Genomic DNA, 18,409 nt, shown 5'->3' on the forward strand with positions numbered 1-18,409 from the left:
CCCAATATAAAGAAAAAAGACCACATCTTACAGATGCAGTCTTTCATTGCTGTTTTCATTTATCATACAAAACTGTATATTTGTTTATGCTTTCTATACAATAAAGCACTTTTATCTATTTTCCTTTTCTTCACCGGAAACCTCTTTCACAACATCTTCAAAAGAAACGGTGATCAGTGACCAATGGGCTTTCTCCACTTCTTCCGCAGAAATAGGCATACCACTTTCCAGCCACTTCATCAGCAGAAACGTTTCTGCATTGGCATAATATTCTGCCAAAATTTCCGGACGGAAAAAATGAGGCACTGTTTCTGGAAAAGGTGTGCGTTTTGCAAAAACCTTCTGAATCAATGTAACAAATGCATGGAAAACGATTTCACGAAAAGAATTCTGTCCTTGTATTTTCACTGCACGCACATAAAAATCCTTTTCTTTTTCCATATTGGCAAGCATCAGGCGAATGCCCTCACGAAATAAACCTACATCAAAAAGCTGTTCTCCCGGACGGATGATTTCTTCCGTAAAAATCCATTCCACCAGGTCATACTTATCTTTGAAGTGGTTATAAAATGTTGGGCGGATAAAACCTGCCGCATCCGTAATGTCTTTGATGGTAATTTTTTCAAAACTATGGTGCAGCATCAGCTTTTTCAAGCTCTCTGCCAATATCTGCTTCGTCATTTGCGTTTTTTGATTCACCGGCATCACCTCAATTCCGCAGAATACCGATTCAGTATACCTTATTTTAACAGAAAATGCAACTTTCCCCAAGTCATCACGTATTTCCTATAAAAAATGGACAAGGTGTCATACACCTCGTCCATTTCCAGTTTTCTAATCATCGAATAACGGGAGGGAATCCCACTTTCTTCTGAACTTTTGTCAATGTTCTGGCTGCCAGTTTGCCGGCACGTTCTGCACCGTATTTGATCACTTCGTCCAGATAATCTTTGTTCTTTTCCAGTTCTTTTACGCGTTTCTGAACAGGCTCCAGTTCTGCTACAACAGCTTCACCTACAGCTGTTTTGAAGGCACCATAGCCTGCACCATCGAATTCTCTTTCTGCTTCTTCCATTGTTTTGCCTGTGCAAGCGCAGTAAATGTTCAGCAGGTTTGTGATGCCGGGTTTATCTTCACCGTGGCGGATTTCGCTGCCGGAGTCAGTCATAGCACGTTTTACTTTGTTCATGATGACAGCAGGTTCATCCATCAGCAGAATGGTGTTGTTTTTGTTTTCATCAGATTTGGACATCTTCTTAGTAGGTTCCTGCAAAGACATGATTCTTGCGCCAACCTTGCCGATATATGCTTCAGGAATCTTGAATGTTTCGCCGTAAATGCCGTTGAAACGTCCTGCAATGTCTCTGGTGATTTCCAGATGCTGACGCTGGTCTTCCCCTACAGGTACCAGGTCTGTCTGATACAGCAAAATATCAGATGCCATCAATACAGGATATGTGTACAAACCTGCATTGATATTATCTGAATGTTTTGCAGCTTTATCTTTGAACTGTGTCATACGGTTCAATTCACCCATATAAGTGAAGCAGTTCAAAATCCAGCCCAGTTCTGCGTGCTGAGATACATGAGACTGATAGTAAATAGTATTTTTTTCAGGATCGATGCCTACTGCCAGATACTGTGTCAACAGATCCCTTGCCTGCTTGCGCAGTTTCACAGGGTCCTGACGAACGGTAATCGCGTGCATATCTACGATACAGTACAGGCAGTCATAATCATCCTGCAAATTTGTCCAGTTCTTCAATGCACCCAAATAGTTCCCCAAAGTAATCATGCCAGAAGGCTGCATGCCACTGAATATTCTTTTCTTTTCTTCCACTTTCGTTTCCTCACTTTCTATCAAAAATTATTTCTTTTCGTCAAATTCGGCATCAATATATCCGTCATCAACGGGAATGACAAACACGCATACCACGTAAACGATTAAGCCAATGAACCCGCTGGTCATCAAAGATACCAAAACCCAAATCAGACGTACCAGTGTTGCGTCGATATTGAAATATTCTGCCAAACCGCCGCAAACACCGGAGATTTTCACATTATTTTTAGAACGATATAACTTCTTCATATTCAAAACCTCCTGTTTATTTTTTCTTTAAATAATCATGTTCCAAAAAACTAAAGTATTGGTTTTCCGCAACAATGATATGGTCTGCCACTTCTATGCCGATTTCATGTAGAATTCTTGCCATACGTGCAGTTAATTCCACATCGGAAAAAGATGGCATCAGCGTTCCACCTGGATGGTTGTGCATCAGGATCACAGAAGAAGCCTGATAACGCAAGGCAGCTTCCACCACCAGTCTGGGATGCACCACAGATTCATCTATCGTGCCTTCCGAAATCATGCATGTGTGTATCAATTGCTTCCGATTATCCAAGCATACGACATAAAATCGTTCATAATGATAATGGGAAAGCAGATCTACAGCAAAAGCGCCTGCGCGGGAAACAGAATCCAAAACAGGTTTATCCCGCCATTTTTCCTGCTGCAAACGATGTGCCAACGCACTTTGCAAAACCAACAGCACTGCTGTACTTTCTTTTACACCACATCTGCGGCTGATGTCCGCTGGATCTGCAGAAAGCAGCATAGAAAGTGTTCCAAATTCAGCCAACATCTTATGCGCCAGCGGATTCACATCTCCCCGTGGCACAGCATAATACAGCAATAATTCTAGTAATTCATGGTCTGCAAAACCCTTCGCACCTTCAGCCAAAAATCGCTGACGCATGCGCTCCCGATGCCCCTTATGCACATTTTCGCTCATTTACTTCCCTCAATTTCCAGATATTTTGTCAGCTCGCCAAAATTACCTCCATAAATGATTTCCAGTAATTTTTCCAGACGACGCAGGCACTTTTTCACCAGTTCTTCTGTGATAACGCCTTCATCCAGCATATCTGCCAGCTCTGCCAAATCAACAACCTTTACAAATCCCGATTCATAAACAATGACGTCTGCCAACAGGTCTGTAAAAAGATAGCTGTTTTCCTGGGCATCATAGGTGGTATCAATGATATCACAATAATAATACACCAATTCCTCTTGATCATTCAGAAACTTACTGACTTTATAGCCATCTTCCAAAAAATAACAGGATACACCGTGGCTGAATTTTGCCTTTGGACGAAAAACATTCCATTTTGTTACGATTACCTTTTCATCCTGATAAACTAAAATATCATCCCGCAGCAAAATGGTTTCCTGCGGCATAAAACGTTTTCTATATAACACCGGGTGTCCCATACGCTATCCCCTTTTCTATTACTCTGTAAATGGCAGTACATCACAAATGGAAACCTCTGAAGGCTTTGTCCGCAGCGGACCAAACTGAGGTACGATGCTCTGAAAATGCGCTGTTGCACGATGTTCCTCCAGTGCCTTCATGTCCTGATATTTTTCTACAAAATAATAAACACAGGCATCAGCCTGGTCTGCAACCAAATCATAAGCAATGCAACCGGCTTCTTTTCTTGTAGCCAAAACCAGTTTTTCCGCCAGTTCTGTGAATTCTTTCTGCTTTCCTTCCATTAAGGTGTTTTTTGCAATCAGCATAATCATATTGCATCTTTCCTTTCTTCATGCTGTTCGCCATGATACATATATGAAATTATAATGAATTTTTTAGAAAAAAACAAGGCAGCAAAGAAAAATGTATAAAAAAATAAAACCCTGCTGACCAAAGCCAGCAGGGTTTTCGTACAACCTGTGATTTTATTTTTTATGAAATTAGATAGGCAGTGTTTTGCCTTCTTTTTTCCAATCATGGAATTCAGCAGCTGCTGTAAACAGTGCGTCTGTGGAGGAGTTCAGACCTGTTTCGCAAGAGTCCTGAACAACGCCGATGATGAAACCTACACCTACAACCTGCATTGCGATGTCGTTACTGATACCGAACAGGGAGCAAGCTAGAGGAATCAGCAGCAGGGAACCGCCGGCAACACCGGAAGCACCACATGCGGAAATTGCTGCTACAAAGCTCAGCAGGACCTTCATTGCCAGAGGTACTTCCATACCCATGGTATTTACGCATGCCAGTGTCATAACTGTGATTGTGATCGCTGCACCTGCCATGTTGATTGTTGCGCCCAGAGGAATAGAGATGGAGTAGTTGTCTTCATCCAGACCCAGGGATTTACACAGGCTCATGTTAACAGGGATGTTAGCAGCAGAACTTCTTGTGAAGAAAGCTGTTACGAAAGATTCTCTCAGGCATTTGAATACCAGTTTGTAAGGGTTCTGTTTGATCTGAGTGAACACGATGATAGGGTTCAGGATCAGAGCAACAAATGCCATACAGCCAACCAGGATAGCCAGCAGTCTGCCGTATTCTACGAAGATTTCCAGACCGTTTGTGGAAACTGTTGTGAATACCAGACCCATGATACCGAAAGGAGCAAAGCTGATTACCCATCTAACTGCCTGAGAAACAGCTTCAGAGAAATCGAACAGTGCTTTCTTTGTTGTATCAGATGCAGCTTTCAGAGCCAGACCGAAGATAACAGCCCAAGCCAGGATACCCAGGTAGTTCGCATCAACGATGGAACCCAGAGGGTTTGCTACGATGTTTGTCAGCAGGTTTGTGAATACTTCTGCCATACCGCCAGCTGCTTCGTATCCTTCAGCAGCTGCAACGTCACCCAGAGGCAGTGTTACATGGATGAAATGGCAGGCAATTACCGCTACTACCGCTGCAAGGAATGTACCTATCAGATACAGGATAACAACACGACCCATGGTTTTGCCTCCGCCTTCGTTACCGCAAGCCAGAGCTGCAATTACCAGGAAAAATACCAGTACAGGCGCGATTGCTTTCAGAGCGCTTACAAACAGAGTACCCAGAATGCCGATTCCTGTTACACCAGGAACAGCCAGACCCAGGATAGCACCCACAATCAAGCCACAAATAATACGTTTTACTAAGCTAATGCTATTCCACTTACTAAGAATGTTTGTCATGATTATGATTCTCCTATTAAATTATAAATGTTCAATATTGCGTTTTGTCAGGTTGTACGAACTTAATATTGAAAGTATTTTTGCCTCCCCTTTTATTGGCAGCAACCAAATACTTTTTCACAAAGCTTTTTACCTGTCGGTGTTACAGCCAGACCGCCTTCTGCTGTTTCTTTCAGTGTAGAAGACATAGCGTCACCGATTTTCTTCATTGCAATAATAACTTCATCGGCGGGAATCGCACTTTCAATTCCTGCCAGCGCCAGTTCTGCCGCAACAAATGCATTGGCAACACCAGCTGCGTTTCTCTTGATGCAGGGGATTTCTACCAGACCTGCAACAGGGTCACAAACCAGACCCAAAATATTTTTCAATGCAATGGCGCATGCATGTTCACACATCTTAGGTGTACCGCCACAGATTTCTACGATAGCAGCAGCTGCCATAGCGCTTGCTGCACCGCATTCTGCCTGACAGCCACCTGCTGCACCAGCAATGCTTGCGTTGTTTGCAATGACCATACCCACAGCAGATGCTGTGAACAATGCCATTACCACGTCTTCATTGGGAATGTTTCTGCTTTCGGAAATGGTCAGCAGAGCAGAAGGCAAAATACCACAGCTGCCTGCTGTAGGCGCCGCAACAATTCTGCCCATACAAGCATTGGTCTGAGAAACAGCCAGTGCTTTTGTCATGGCATCCCCAAAGATTTTACCGCAGATATTTCTGTTTTCCTGTACTGCACGCATCATTTTGTATGCGTCGCCGCCAGTCAAACCACTTGCGGAACGTTTGTCTGGATCCAGACCTTCCTCTACAGATTCACGCATAACCTCTAAAGAGCGTTCCATCTGCGCGTACAGAGCTTCTTCTGTGCCTTCTGTAGCTTCAGCCTGTTCACGCAGGATGATTTTGGAAAGAGGTTCGTTTGCCTGTGTTGCTGCTGCAACCAGATCTGCCAAAGAATCGTATTTAAACATAGTTTCACCTCTCTCCTTAAATTGCTTTCAGAATGGTGCAGGAGAAAATATGAGGATTTTCCAGAATTGCATCCTGCACGGATTCATTGATATCACCATCGATTTCGATGGTCATAACAGCCGTACCGCCCTTGTGGTCTCTGCACAGAGAGAAGCCATGAACGTTTACGCCTTTTTCTGCCAAGATTTTTGTAACAACCGCAATCATACCTGGAATATCCTGATGAGGGATTACCAGTGTATCAGATTTCCCGTTGATGGAAACTGCGGTGCCATTGATTTTATTGATGACAATGTTGCCGCCACCAACAGAAGCGCCCTGTACCTGTGCAGTTCTTCCTTCTGCATCTTCCAGAGTGATTTCTGCTGTATTGGGGTGAGCACCATCGATATCTGCTTCTTCAAATTCGAATGCCAGACCTTCTTCTTTTGCCACATCCATGCTGACACGAATGCGTGCATCATCTGTATCCATACCCAAAATGCCTGCAATAACCGCTTTATCTGTACCATGTCCTTTGTATGTTTTCGCAAAGGAACCACTGAAACGGATATGGGCTTTTACAGGTGTCGCGCCCAGAATGGACCGTGCATACTTACCAATACGCACAGCACCAGCTGTATGGGAACTGGATGGACCAATCATGATCGGACCGATAATGTCAAATGCCTGTAACATAATATCCTCCCCTATTCATTCTTTTAAACCTTCCCAGAAATCTTAAAGTTTTATTAAAATCTTAAGATTTTGGTCACTACAATTATATATGATAAAATTCTACAAAGTCAATAGAAATAGCAAAAAAAGTTTACAACGGAAGGACATTTTCATACATTGCTCAAACATTTGTCTTTGTATGAAAGACAGTACAAGAATTTTTATGATTTCTACTAAAAATACTATGTCTTTTTTTGCCAATTCTCCCAAAATTATAAACTAATTTAATTTTACCAATTGATTTTTTCTATTGTTTCATAAAATTCATTGTTACTTTTTGACTGCAATAAAAAAGTGATAAAACCGAAATATCAGGTTTTATCACTTTTTTTGTTCAAAATTAATCTTTTACAACTTCATCTTTGGGCAAAAGTACATGTAATACAATTGCAACAACTGCTGCAGGCACAATGCCGGAACCGCCAAAGATCAGCTGCAGTGCCTGAGGTGCTTTTGCCAAAATTGCGCTGTTTGCACCAATACCATAACCAACGCCCAGTGCTACAGACAGAATGGTCAGGTTTCTAGGTGTCATAGGTTCTTTTGTAACCAGCTGGATACCGCTGACTACGATAGAGGAAAACATCATAACTGCTGCGCCGCCCAGAACAGCCTGAGGCATGATGGAAACCAGTGCACCCAGTTTGGGGATCAGACCGCACAGAATCAGGAATACTGCACCTGTAGCCAGCGCCATACGGTTCACAACTTTTGTCATAGCAACCAGACCAACGTTCTGGCTGAAAGAAGTGTTTGGCAGTACACCGAAAATAGCAGCAAAAGTGGAGCCTAAACCGTCACAGATAACGCCACCGGACAGTTCTTTGTCAGTTGCCTCTCTACCCATACCACCTTCCATAACACCGGAGATGTCACCAACAGTTTCTACAGCTGTTACAACGAACATGATCAATACCGGTACAATGGCTCTCCAGTCAAAAATGATCTTCACTGGCATCAGTGCAGGTACTGCAAACCAGCTTGCTTCTCTGACTTTGTCCCAGTTCAGCACCCAAGCTTTTGTGTATTCCACGCCGTCTGCTGTCACACCTGTTGTAGGCAGTACAAAGCCCATGATGAAAGCAACGATATAACCAGCAATGATACCGATCAGAATAGAAGATGTGCTTGTAAAACCTTTTGTGCCATGTTTTACAATCAGGATAACCACCAGTACAAATGTAGCCAGCAGCAGGTTTTCAATGGAACCATAGTCTGCTGCGCCGCTGCCGCCGCCAAAAGAAGAGATACCAACGGAAATCAAAGACAGCCCGATGGACAATACAACGGTACCTGTAACAACAGGCGGGAAAAATCTACGCAGGGGTTTCAGGAAAAATCCCAGTACGCCTTCCATCAAACCGCCGATAATGGATGCCCCCATAATAGCACCGTAAGCAATAACACCGCCGCCCATATTGGCAACGACGCTGTTAAATACGCCGATAAAGCCGGAACTTGTCCCCATGATAATGGGTACCTTCCCACCAACGGGACCGATGGCAAAAAGCTGAAGCAATGTTACCAAACCTGCAACCAACATAGCATTTTGCAGCAGGCTAACCTGCAGATCCGCAAATTCACTGCCAACGCCCAAACCACATGCGCCTGTGATGATCAGCAATGGTGTCAGGTTCCCTACAAACATGGCAAGTACATGCTGCAGTCCCAGGGGAATTACCTGACGCAGAGGCATTTTTCCTTCAAAGGAATATGCCGTTCCAGATAAAACTTTTGTGTCTTTCATAGTCCTCTTCCCTCACATACCTTTTACTTGAATTTTTACCAAAACTCATTTTATTTGATTTTTCGACAAATGTAAACACTTGTCATAAAAAAATCCTGTTTTTCTTTTTCCACAAACAGGATTTCTTAGCTTTTTATGGGAAATATGCCCTTTTCCGTAACCAGAAAATCCCCTTTTTGGTCAAAAGTTTCTGACGGAATTTCATCCAACATCAGTTTTTCTCTGCAAATTACAACACGAACGCCATTGCATCTTTCCAAATATCTATCATAATATCCGCCGCCATATCCCAACCGATTACCTTTTCTGTCACAGGAAAGGCACGGCAGGATAATCAGATCAATCTGTTCCGGCATCAGCACCTCACATCCTGCCTTCGGTTCCATAATGCCGAATTTTCCCACTTCCAAATCTTCTTCTTTTGTAATGATATATGCTTCCATATGTCCTTTTTCCAAACATTTTGGCACGGCTACTTTCTTATGATGTTTCCATGCATACTGAATGATGGAATGGGTATCAATTTCCGACGGTGTACCAACAAAACAAAATATGGATTTTGCTTTTTGAAAAACTTCCATTTCACACAAAAAAGCAAAAATCTTCTGACTGGCTTCTTCATTATATTCTTTCGTAAGCACAGCTATTTTTTTCTGTATTTTCTTACGGCATTGCTTCTTTTCCATTTTTTTATCCATATTTTACGCCTCCTTCTATATAGAAAAGAATCCAAAACACCACAGCGTTTTGGATTCCTCATTCTTTATGCAGCAGACTTCCGCAGTTCCAGAGCCACTTTTTCTTCTCTCCGGCGCAGGATGCCACTCATACATTTCAAATATACCAATACAGATACCCCTGCACTAATCAAGTCAACAGCAGGTTCTGCAAAAAAGACATTCTCAATCCCAAACAGCAACGGGAAAATCATCATTGCCGCAAAATAGAGCAGCTTTCTGAATGTAGAAAGCACAATGGAATATTTAACTGCAGACAAACCTGTAAAGCCATCCACAATGGTATACTGCACAGCCAGAGGCAAAATCATCAGTGTCATAATCTTAATGGCCTTCATAGACAATTCCATATAAAAGGCATCATTTGTAAACAGTCTTACGAAATATGATGAGAAAACATGTGCCACCACCATCATCACAGCTGTAAAGATCAGGCAAAGAATCAGTGTATATTTCTGTCCGCTTCTGACACGATCCATCTGGCAAGCACCATAGTTAAATCCCAGAATTGGCTGTGTAGCCCCTGTCATACCACCCATAGGCAGTGTAACCATCAGGAAGAAGCTCTGTGCAATGGTATTGCAGGTTACCAGCTGGTCACCATATCCAGGACCGCCATAATGCTGCAAAACCATATTCATGGCAATGATCAATCCACTATCCAGTGCCACAATAATAAAAGGAGAAAGCCCTGTCAATAAAACTCGAAACATCAATGTCCGGTTATAGCCGCCAAAAGTAATGCGTACTGGCGGTCTTCTGCCGAAAAGGAACAGCAGTACAAATGCACAGGATACCATCTGCGCAATGACTGTTGCCACGGCGGCACCAGCTACTCCCATATTACATCCAAAAATAAATACAGGGTCTAAAACGATATTTGTAATTGCCCCCACAACGACAGACATCATAGCGATTTTAGAATATCCCTGACAGATGATGAACGTGTTCATCCCCATGGATAATATAGCAAAAATACTACCTGCCGCATAAATGGTCATGTAGGTATTTGCATAGGGGAACGTCACTTCACTTGCACCAAACAGCATCAGCAATGGCTGCTTGAACAAAATCACCAGCAGGGTAATCACAACTGCCATAACAATCATCATCAGAAAACAGTTTGCCATGATCTGAGAGGCACCCTTTCGGTCATTCTCCCCCATTTTGATACTCATCAATGGAGAGCCACCAATACCAACCCACATAGAAAAGGAAGTGATGAGGGTAACAATCGGTCCGCAGATCCCAACACCAGCCAGTGCCGTGGCGCCAATCTCTGGAATATTCCCAATGAAAATTCTATCCACAATGCTGTACAACACATTAATAAACTGTGCCAACATCGCTGGTATGGCAAGGCGTACTACCAATCCTGCCATGCTGTCTGTGCCAAGGTTATTTTCTCTGCGCATACGGCTCCCTCCATCCCTGATTTTTCCAATAGAAACGGATAAAACATAACACATTCCCATATCCGAAGTCAACCATTTTTCCAAAAAGAAACATGCCTTTTTCTGCTGAAAAATATCGCTGTTTACCCGTGAAAATTGGTGAAATTCCTTTCGGAATTCTCCTTGACATTTACTGTCCCACCCCTTATAATGATATAGCATTCACGGAATGCTTCGTTTGATACACTAACGCTAACAAGGGTATATTCTTGTTAGCGTTTTTTTTGCAAGGAGGATTTTATGGAAAACAACACATTTCTGGAAGGAAAAATTGCTGCGCCCCTGATTCGTTTTGCAATCCCACTGATGATGTCGCTGGTACTACAGGCTTTATACGGCGGCGTTGACTTGATGGTCGTAGGGAAATTTGGTACCACCGCAAGCATTTCCGCTGTTGCTACCGGCGGACAGGTCATGCAGGCAGCAACTGTCATCATTACTGGCTTAACCATGGGTGTAACGGTACTGCTGGGGCAAGCCATCGGTGCAAAAAAACCGGAAGAAGCTGCCCATATTGTTGCTGGACAGATCAAACTGTTCACCTGCATTGCTTTGCTGATTACAGTGGTTCTTGTTTGTTTTGCAAAACAGGCATCTCTGCTGATGCGTGTTCCCGAAGAAGCCCTGCCCGAAACCATTACTTACATTCGCATTTGTGCTTCTGGTATGATTTTCATCACCGCTTATAACTCTGTCAGCGGCATTTTCCGTGGTATGGGCAACTCCAGATCTCCATTTTTGTTTGTATTGATTGCCTGTACCATTAATATCATTCTGGACTTTGTTTTTGTTGGGCTGTTCCACATGTCCACAGCAGGTGCGGCACTGGCAACGGTCATTGCACAGGCAAGCAGCTTTTTCTTCTCCATTGTTTATATGAAATACACCAAAAAGCGTCGCCTGCCCTTCCGCTTGAAACTTTCTGACTTCAAGCAAAAAGGCGCTGTCCGCAGAATCATTTCTTTGGGTCTGCCCATTGCCGCACAGGATTTTCAGGTAACGGTATCCTTTTTGATCATTACATCCATCCTCAACTCTTTAGGGGTTGTTGCTTCCGCCAGCGTTGGCATCGCAGAAAAACTTTTTGTTTTCCTTGCGCTGGTACCCATGAGCTTCATGTCTGCCCTTTCCGCTTTTGTTGCGCAGAACGTTGGGGCAAACAATATCAGCCGCGCCACAAAGGCATTCTTTGTAGCAGTGAGAATCTCTTTCTGCTGTGGATTCATGGTGTTCCTGCTGACATTCCTGCAAGGAGATTTTCTGGCGTCTATCTTTACCAATGACCCGGAAGTTATTGCATCCACCCAGTTGTATCTGAAAAGCTGTTCCTTTGAATATCTGCTGACAGCCATCAACTTCTGTATGCTGGGATATTTCAACGGCAGAGGCAGAACAAAATTCGTTTTGCTTCAGGGGGTTTTGACCGTATTCCTGGTACGTATTCCCCTTTCTTACTTCCTCAGCCGTCTGCCGGGTACAAACCTGCTCATCATTGGGATTGCGGTACCTATGTCTGCCCTCTTTGAACTGCTTTTGTGTATCGGCTTCTTTATCAAATTACAGAAAGAAAAGAAAGTGGTCATGCCTTAACCATCGAAAAGATAAAAGGCACGAAATTCCAAAGAATTTCGTGCCTTTTTGATTGCTTATTTTGATAAATGCATCTCTTTCCACCGAAAATATCCGAAGCCTTCTGCCATTGTCAGCAAAAATGTGCAGATACCATAGGAAAGCAGAAATCCTTTCTTCATAAATCCAGATTTGACTTCTATATTTTCTAAATCGATTGTACTTCGGTCTACCACACGGTATGGATATACCACCTGTGATGTTACTGCTGCTGTGGTATAAAAGGAATCATCTTCTGGAATATCATGCGCTTCCAGAAGGCAGTATCTGGGAAAAAATAAATTTCTCTGTAATTCTAATATTTGTACATCGCCTTCCCTTTCTATCAGCATCAATTCCGAATCCTTTAAAACTGTATGATCTAAAATATGGGCATTTTCAAATTCCCCATAGGCTTTTGCCAGACTTTCCGCCTGCAAAGGGCTGGAAATGGGGCAAAACAGCAACCCCTGTATACAAACAGCAATACAGAAATTGACCAGAATCATAACAATGCCAAAAAAGACCGCTTTTCCTTTCTGCATAGCACAAGCCTCCTCACAGTCCTATTTTTATTTTAACGATTCTGCCGCCTTCTCAACTTCGCTCCAATACTCCTGCTGTTTTTCAAAAACGGCTTTTTCCATGACAACCGCTTTCCGCATCTGTTTATCCCATTCCATAGAGAAATGTCCGAAATGGTTTACTGCTTCCCGCAGGGGAATATAAACTTTTCCATTGATATTCTCACAGGAAATGTTTGTAGAGAAATAATTGTTTTTGATGATGCCATTCTGGCAAGTCAAATTTTTTGTATTTCCATACTGGGTGGCAAAAATGGTATTCCAGTCCTCCAGAGATATCTGCAAGGTACCATTGGCATCAATAAACGCATTCTGGAAAACATGCAGATAACCATTCAAAAACATTCCCAGTTTATTGAAATCAGCATAATCCACAGAAGTCACTCTGATACCTTGGATATACAGCATCACATCGTATGGATAATAGGTTTCCTCTATGGTTTCCAGCTTTATCACAAGACTCTGCATTGTTTCCGAGGAAATCTCCATATATTCTGACTGGATATCTACAGTTTGGTCTGAAATTTTGTCCTTTGTGTAAGTGATTCTGGATAGGATATTCTGGTTTGGATACACCACATACTGTACATCCTGATTGTCTGCCTGTTCATCAGAAAGCACATAAAATCTATAACGGTCATATCCATAAGGCAGTTCTGCCGATTTTCCTGTCAACCACGCATTTTTCCATTCCGTCAGAAAATCCTCCACTGCCGCTGGCTGTGTCAAATAATAACAACGTCCTGTGTCCAAATCCTGCAGCTGTATAACGGTTCCTTCATACATATTCGACTGCTCCACTATAGCATTTGTCACGGGAACACCCTGTCTATACACCGCTGTTGGCATCATAACGCCCACCACACAGCAAAGCAAGAAAATTCTCTTTTTCATAGCCATTCCCCCGTTCTTACAAATACCAAAAACTCCCTTTTTTTCAGCATACTGAAGTTTCAAAAAAAATACAATGAAAAAGCGACAATCTTACGTTTCTTGTAAGATTTGTCGCTTTTTTGTTATATTTATTGATTTTCGTCCTCATAGGGCACAATGACCCAATGACAATCCCGACATACATAAGCTTCACATCTAGGGCATGTCATATTATGGGTCGTCTAAGAAATATCGCCAATTTTTGAAGCTTCTATAAACCACTTTTTCAGTTTACGAGTATAGACCACTTCTCGCGCACTGTTGATCCAGCCTTTTTCCATTTCTTTTCCGCATTTCGGACAGTTCATAAAATGCCCCCTTTAGAACAGACTCAGCTGATTGGTTTCAGGAATGCCGTTCAAAACGCCATTTTCTTTCAGCAAATCAATGAGGGAACGTCCCAAAGAAGTTCGTTCTTTCAGCTCCTCAATGGTATGGAACTCCCCTGCCGCTCTGCCATCCACAATGCTCTGCGCCGCATTGGTGCCAAGCCCCTGCAAAGAGTTGAAAGGCGGAATCAGCCCTTCCTCTGTCACAATGAATTTTCTGGAGTCAGATTTATAGAGGTCAATGGGCAGGAATTTGAAGCCGCGGGCATAAAATTCCACGATCAATTCCAGAACCGTCATTTTTGCCTTATCTTTCGCTGTTGCCTCCATACCTTTGGCATGGATTTCCCGCATAGCCGCTTTGGCAACGTCCATACCCTTGCACATACAGCTATAGTCAAAATCATCACAGGCACGTACGGTGAAGTACGTTGCGTAATATGCTTCCGGATAATTGATTTTGAAATAAGCAATACGGAACGCCATCATGACATATGCTGCCGCATGGGCTTTCGGGAACATGTACTTGATTTTCTGGCAGGATTCGATGTACCAATCTGGCACATCTGCCGCTTTCATATCCGCAATGTCCTCATCGGTGAGCCCTTTCCCCTTTCTGACTTTCTCCATGATCTTGAAGGATTTCTTCTTATCCACACCTTTATTAATGAGGTAAATCATGATACTATCACGGGTGGAGATGGTTTCTTTCAGGGTGATGGTGCCGTTTTCGATAAGGGTCTGGGCATTGCCCAGCCATACGTCCGTACCATGGGACAAGCCAGAAATACGGAGCAAATCCGCGAAAGTTTTCGGTTTTGTATCCAACAGCATGCCACGCACGAATTTTGTACCAAATTCAGGAATACCCAAAGTCCCTGTTTCACAGCCGATGTCCTCTGCTGTAACCCCCAACGCCGCCGGAGATTCAAAAAGGGACATGGTTGCTGGATCGCCTAGAGGTACGGTCTGGGGATTGACGCCCGTCAAGTCGTAAAGCATACGAATGACGGTGGGATCGTCGTGCCCCAGCAGGTCTAATTTCAGCAAACGACCACTGATGGAATGATAGTCAAAATGTGTGGTTGTGACTGTGGAATTCACATCGTTTGCCGGACGCTGAATGGGGCAAAATTCATAGATATTATGGTCACTGGGTACAACCATCAGACCGCCGGGATGCTGCCCTGTGGTACGTTTGACACCAGTACACCCATTCATCAGACGGGTAATCTCCGCATTATGGGCAGTGATTTCCCGTTCATCAAAGTATTTTTTCACAAAACCATAAGCCGTTTTATCTGCCAAGGTGCCAATGGTACCGGCTTTGAACACATGCCCTACGCCGAACAATTCTTCTGTATAGGCATGGGCTGTCTGCTGATATTCCCCAGAAAAGTTCAAGTCAATATCCGGTTCTTTATCCCCTTCAAATCCAAGGAATGTCTGGAATGGAATATCGTGACCATCCTTATGCATGAGTGTACCGCATTTCGGGCAGTTCATATCAGGCATGTCACATCCGCTGGCTTCTTCCATGGCGTAAGATTTCACCAAATCCGAATCAAAGTCGGAATATTTGCAGTTAGGGCAAACATAATGGGGTGGCAAAGAGTTTACTTCCGTAATCCCTGCCATGTTTGCCGCAAAGGAAGAACCTACGGAACCACGGGAACCAACCAGATAGCCGTCAGCCACAGATTTCCATACCAGTTTCTGCGCAATGATATAAAGCACCGCATAGCCGTTGCTGATGATGGAGTTCAGTTCTGTTTCCAAACGCTCCTGTACCAATGGCGGCAAAGGATCGCCATAAATGGAATGCGCCTTATCCATGCAAATCTGCCGCAGCTGCTCATCGGCACCCTCAATTTTAGGAGGGAATGTTTCATCTGGAATGGGCTTGATTTTTTCAATCTGGTCCGCAATGAGGTTGGTGTTGGTAATAACAACCTCTCTTGCCTTTTCCTCTCCCAGATAGTCAAATTCCGCCAACATTTCATCTGTTGTTCTGAAATACAGGGGCGGCTGGTTGTCCGCATCGGGGAAACCTTCCGCTGCCATGATGATTTTACGGTATGCCGCGTCATCAGGGTCAATGAAATGCACGTCACAGGTTGCCACAACAGGCTTGCCGTAAGTTTCACCCAGTTCCACAATCTTCCGGTTCATGTTTTTGATATCCTCCATCGAGTGAATATTTTCCACTCTAGGAGAATCAATCATAAATTTATTGTTCCCCAAAGGCTGGATTTCCAGATAATCATAGAAATGCACCAGTTCTTCAATACGCTGTTTGGGTTCGCCGTCCAAAAGAGCACGGTACAGTTCCCCCGCTTCGCAGGCACTGCCCAAAATCAAGCCTTCCCGCATCTGCATAAATTTGCTTTTAGGGATTCTAGGGCGACGGAAGAAATAATCAATATGAGCCATGGAAACCAATTCGTACAGATTCCGCAAACCTGTATAGTTCTTCACCAGAATGATGGCATGATAAGCACGGAGTTTTTTATAGTTCACCGTACGGCTGGCAAGGACATTGATTTCATCCAAGGTGAAAATCTTCTTTTCTGCCAGCATATCCAAGAATTTAATAAATACTTCCGCTGTTGCTTCCGCATCGTTGACCGCGCGATGGTGTCCATTGAGGGTTACACCCAAGTGTTCACAAACAATGTCCAATTTGTGCTTATTCAGTTCCGGCAGCAATGCTCTTGCCAGTTCCAAAGTATCTACAATGGTATGATGTAGTTCTCCCAGACCAGCTCTTTCTGCCGCAATGCGGATAAAGCCTGTATCAAAAGAAGCATTGTGGGCTACCAGTACAGTATCTTCACAGAATTTCAAAAATTCCGGCAAAATATTTTCGATGGTGGGCGCGTCTTTCACCATATCATCAGTAATACCTGTCAGTTTTGTGATTTCCGCGGAAATGGGGCGCTGTGGATTGACAAAGGTACTGAAACGGTCAATGATTTTCCCGTCTGCTACCTTTACGGCACCAATTTCCGTAATCATTTCTTTTTCCTTAGAAAGCCCTGTGGTTTCGATATCGAATACCACATAGGTATCATCCAGATTCTGCCCTCTCGGGGAGAACACCGCATTGCCCAAGTCGTCAATGAGATAGGCTTCCACGCCATAAATGACTTTCAAATCAGACTTATCTGCCGCATTCATGGCATCAGGGAATGCCTGTACCACGCCATGGTCTGTGATCGCAATGGCTTTATGCCCCCATTCAATGGCACGTTTGATATAAGTTTTTACAGGTGTTACGCCGTCCATACTGCTCATCTGGGTATGGAGATGGAGTTCCACACGTTTTTCCTCTGCCGTATCCATACGAGGCGGAGGTGCCTGTGCCGTCATAATGGCTTTTGCCATGATGTTGATTTCCTTGGCGTATTTATCAAACTGCACTTCCCCCTGCACCCGGAGGTAAGCGTCTTTTTTAATCTTGTCTTTCAGTTCGTTGTCGAAAACAGACCGTTTCACAAAGAATTTTACCGTTGTGGAATCGGACTTATCTGTAATGTCAAAAGAAACAATGTATTTTTCCCCTTTGATTTCTCTGGGTTCGATATTGAAAATATTCCCTTCCACAATAACAGATTCCCCGGGAATTTTGGTATCTACGATCTTCACAGGAGTACCAGTAAATTCTTTGCCAAAGAGGATACCTCTGGAAACAGCTTCGCTGACTGCACCCACTTCCGCGGAAACTTTCGCCTGTTCTGCCGCCTGTGTGGCTGAAGCAATCTGTTGGAGGAGTTCCTCTGTTTTTGTCCGCTGTTCCTGTTCCATACGGGCACGGTCTTCCTCGCTGCTTTGGACGTTTTTGAACTGCACAGACATAGCCAGTCCCGTTTCTTCCTGCACCAGCTTTGCCACAGCATCATCCAGCTTTTTCTGGGACAGATAGTAAGCCATATTGTGCTTTACGAAAATCTGCATCTTTCCATCCTGATAATCCCAGTCCGCATCGGAAATAACACCGCTGCAAACTTTGCTCTGGGCTGCCACATGACTGCGAATGGTATCCCAGAAATCTGCCAGAACTGCCTTAGGTTCCTTGTCCATCAACTGATATTTGGGGAAAATATGCACTTCTTTCACACCAGGAAGCTGCTGCATCATTTCTTTCCGCAGTTTTTCCCAATACAAAGGCGGAATGACTGCATCTGCCGCAATCTCTGTTACGATTTCCCGCTCCTTTCGGTGGATGGTCAGGGAAAGCACCGTGGTTTCCCGAAAGACTTCCTGCAAAGGGGCGGAAAGAGAAACCTTATCAAATACCAGCGGAAATTTTTTCGCTGTCATATCGCCCCTCCTTTC

Annotated in this window: 17 protein-coding genes; 1 reads left to right on the forward strand and 16 read right to left on the reverse strand. The window is 43.6% G+C overall.

Features of this window, described 5'->3' with window-relative positions:
* Positions 1-111 precede the first annotated feature (111 nt).
* The 12 genes from BUB35_RS02070 to BUB35_RS02125 all read right to left on the reverse strand — a co-directional run bounded on the left by BUB35_RS02070 (position 112) and on the right by BUB35_RS02125 (position 10,578).
* Complete coding sequence (locus BUB35_RS02070) at positions 112-699, reverse strand: TetR/AcrR family transcriptional regulator C-terminal domain-containing protein (protein ID WP_159432850.1); 588 nt, start codon at positions 697-699, stop codon at positions 112-114.
* 139 nt (positions 700-838) lie between these two features.
* Complete coding sequence (gene trpS / locus BUB35_RS02075) at positions 839-1,840, reverse strand: tryptophan--tRNA ligase (RefSeq protein ID WP_159432851.1); 1,002 nt, start codon at positions 1,838-1,840, stop codon at positions 839-841.
* Positions 1,841-1,867: 27 nt separating this feature from the next.
* Entirely contained in the window at positions 1,868-2,089 is a 222-nt protein-coding gene (locus tag BUB35_RS02080) for a PspC domain-containing protein (protein WP_072848608.1), read from the reverse strand.
* Between the two features lie 16 nt (positions 2,090-2,105).
* The gene (gene radC, locus BUB35_RS02085; RefSeq protein ID WP_072848612.1) at positions 2,106-2,792 is read right to left on the reverse strand and encodes a RadC family protein; all 687 of its coding nucleotides are present in this window, start codon (positions 2,790-2,792) and stop codon (positions 2,106-2,108) included.
* Entirely contained in the window at positions 2,789-3,271 is a 483-nt protein-coding gene (locus BUB35_RS02090; RefSeq protein ID WP_072848615.1) for a DUF402 domain-containing protein, read from the reverse strand. Before BUB35_RS02090 ends, radC begins: the two co-directional genes overlap by 4 nt.
* Positions 3,272-3,289: 18 nt before the next feature.
* The gene (locus BUB35_RS02095; RefSeq protein WP_072848619.1) at positions 3,290-3,586 is read right to left on the reverse strand and encodes a putative quinol monooxygenase; all 297 of its coding nucleotides are present in this window, start codon (positions 3,584-3,586) and stop codon (positions 3,290-3,292) included.
* Positions 3,587-3,754: 168 nt separating this feature from the next.
* Complete coding sequence (sstT, locus tag BUB35_RS02100) at positions 3,755-4,984, reverse strand: serine/threonine transporter SstT (RefSeq protein WP_072848622.1); 1,230 nt, start codon at positions 4,982-4,984, stop codon at positions 3,755-3,757.
* Positions 4,985-5,076: 92 nt separating this feature from the next.
* Positions 5,077-5,961: an L-serine ammonia-lyase, iron-sulfur-dependent, subunit alpha gene (gene sdaAA / locus BUB35_RS02105; protein WP_072848624.1), complete on the reverse strand. Its 885-nt coding sequence runs from the start codon at positions 5,959-5,961 to the stop codon at positions 5,077-5,079.
* A 16-nt stretch (positions 5,962-5,977) separates the two neighbouring features.
* The gene (gene sdaAB / locus BUB35_RS02110; RefSeq protein WP_072848626.1) at positions 5,978-6,640 is read right to left on the reverse strand and encodes an L-serine ammonia-lyase, iron-sulfur-dependent subunit beta; all 663 of its coding nucleotides are present in this window, start codon (positions 6,638-6,640) and stop codon (positions 5,978-5,980) included.
* Positions 6,641-7,019: 379 nt separating this feature from the next.
* Entirely contained in the window at positions 7,020-8,426 is a 1,407-nt protein-coding gene (locus BUB35_RS02115; protein ID WP_072848628.1) for a uracil-xanthine permease family protein, read from the reverse strand.
* A 125-nt stretch (positions 8,427-8,551) separates the two neighbouring features.
* The gene (locus tag BUB35_RS02120) at positions 8,552-9,124 is read right to left on the reverse strand and encodes a 5-formyltetrahydrofolate cyclo-ligase (RefSeq protein WP_084730515.1); all 573 of its coding nucleotides are present in this window, start codon (positions 9,122-9,124) and stop codon (positions 8,552-8,554) included.
* 65 nt (positions 9,125-9,189) lie between these two features.
* Complete coding sequence (locus BUB35_RS02125; protein ID WP_072848630.1) at positions 9,190-10,578, reverse strand: MATE family efflux transporter; 1,389 nt, start codon at positions 10,576-10,578, stop codon at positions 9,190-9,192.
* Between the two features lie 279 nt (positions 10,579-10,857).
* Here BUB35_RS02125 and BUB35_RS02135 point away from each other — a divergent pair, with 279 nt between their 5' ends.
* Complete coding sequence (locus BUB35_RS02135; protein ID WP_072848650.1) at positions 10,858-12,207, forward strand: MATE family efflux transporter; 1,350 nt, start codon at positions 10,858-10,860, stop codon at positions 12,205-12,207.
* Between the two features lie 56 nt (positions 12,208-12,263).
* Here BUB35_RS02135 and BUB35_RS02140 read toward each other — a convergent pair whose 3' ends face one another.
* The 4 genes from BUB35_RS02140 to BUB35_RS02150 form a co-directional block, all read right to left on the reverse strand.
* Complete coding sequence (locus tag BUB35_RS02140; RefSeq protein ID WP_072848653.1) at positions 12,264-12,770, reverse strand: hypothetical protein; 507 nt, start codon at positions 12,768-12,770, stop codon at positions 12,264-12,266.
* A gap of 27 nt (positions 12,771-12,797) precedes the next feature.
* The gene (locus tag BUB35_RS02145; protein WP_072848654.1) at positions 12,798-13,703 is read right to left on the reverse strand and encodes a hypothetical protein; all 906 of its coding nucleotides are present in this window, start codon (positions 13,701-13,703) and stop codon (positions 12,798-12,800) included.
* A 221-nt stretch (positions 13,704-13,924) separates the two neighbouring features.
* On the reverse strand, positions 13,925-14,050 hold the full coding sequence (locus BUB35_RS19425) for a PF20097 family protein (RefSeq protein ID WP_242949176.1): 126 nt from the start codon (positions 14,048-14,050) through the stop codon (positions 13,925-13,927).
* 12 nt (positions 14,051-14,062) lie between these two features.
* Positions 14,063-18,394, reverse strand: a complete 4,332-nt coding sequence (locus BUB35_RS02150) for a PolC-type DNA polymerase III (RefSeq protein ID WP_072848655.1) — start codon at positions 18,392-18,394, stop codon at positions 14,063-14,065.
* Positions 18,395-18,409 lie beyond the last annotated feature (15 nt).

The organism is Anaerotignum lactatifermentans DSM 14214, from assembly GCF_900142265.1.
In the GTDB taxonomy this organism is placed as follows: domain Bacteria; phylum Bacillota; class Clostridia; order Lachnospirales; family Anaerotignaceae; genus Anaerotignum; species Anaerotignum lactatifermentans.

Bases quoted from the DNA above. Each gene is read 5' to 3' on its own strand.
- sstT (WP_072848622.1), bottom strand. From the start codon at position 4,984: ATGACAAACATTCTTAGTAAGTGGAATAGCATTAGCTTAGTAAAACGT.
- BUB35_RS02145 (WP_072848654.1), bottom strand. From the start codon at position 13,703: ATGAAAAAGAGAATTTTCTTGCTTTGCTGTGTGGTGGGCGTTATGATG.
- BUB35_RS02135 (WP_072848650.1), top strand. From the start codon at position 10,858: ATGGAAAACAACACATTTCTGGAAGGAAAAATTGCTGCGCCCCTGATT.
- sdaAA (WP_072848624.1), bottom strand. From the start codon at position 5,961: ATGTTTAAATACGATTCTTTGGCAGATCTGGTTGCAGCAGCAACACAG.
- BUB35_RS02080 (WP_072848608.1), bottom strand. From the start codon at position 2,089: ATGAAGAAGTTATATCGTTCTAAAAATAATGTGAAAATCTCCGGTGTT.
- radC (WP_072848612.1), bottom strand. From the start codon at position 2,792: ATGAGCGAAAATGTGCATAAGGGGCATCGGGAGCGCATGCGTCAGCGA.
- BUB35_RS02095 (WP_072848619.1), bottom strand. From the start codon at position 3,586: ATGATTATGCTGATTGCAAAAAACACCTTAATGGAAGGAAAGCAGAAA.
- BUB35_RS19425 (WP_242949176.1), bottom strand. From the start codon at position 14,050: ATGAACTGTCCGAAATGCGGAAAAGAAATGGAAAAAGGCTGGATCAAC.
- BUB35_RS02140 (WP_072848653.1), bottom strand. From the start codon at position 12,770: ATGCAGAAAGGAAAAGCGGTCTTTTTTGGCATTGTTATGATTCTGGTC.
- BUB35_RS02090 (WP_072848615.1), bottom strand. From the start codon at position 3,271: ATGGGACACCCGGTGTTATATAGAAAACGTTTTATGCCGCAGGAAACC.
- BUB35_RS02120 (WP_084730515.1), bottom strand. From the start codon at position 9,124: ATGGATAAAAAAATGGAAAAGAAGCAATGCCGTAAGAAAATACAGAAA.
- BUB35_RS02115 (WP_072848628.1), bottom strand. From the start codon at position 8,426: ATGAAAGACACAAAAGTTTTATCTGGAACGGCATATTCCTTTGAAGGA.
- sdaAB (WP_072848626.1), bottom strand. From the start codon at position 6,640: ATGTTACAGGCATTTGACATTATCGGTCCGATCATGATTGGTCCATCC.
- BUB35_RS02150 (WP_072848655.1), bottom strand. From the start codon at position 18,394: ATGACAGCGAAAAAATTTCCGCTGGTATTTGATAAGGTTTCTCTTTCC.
- BUB35_RS02125 (WP_072848630.1), bottom strand. From the start codon at position 10,578: ATGCGCAGAGAAAATAACCTTGGCACAGACAGCATGGCAGGATTGGTA.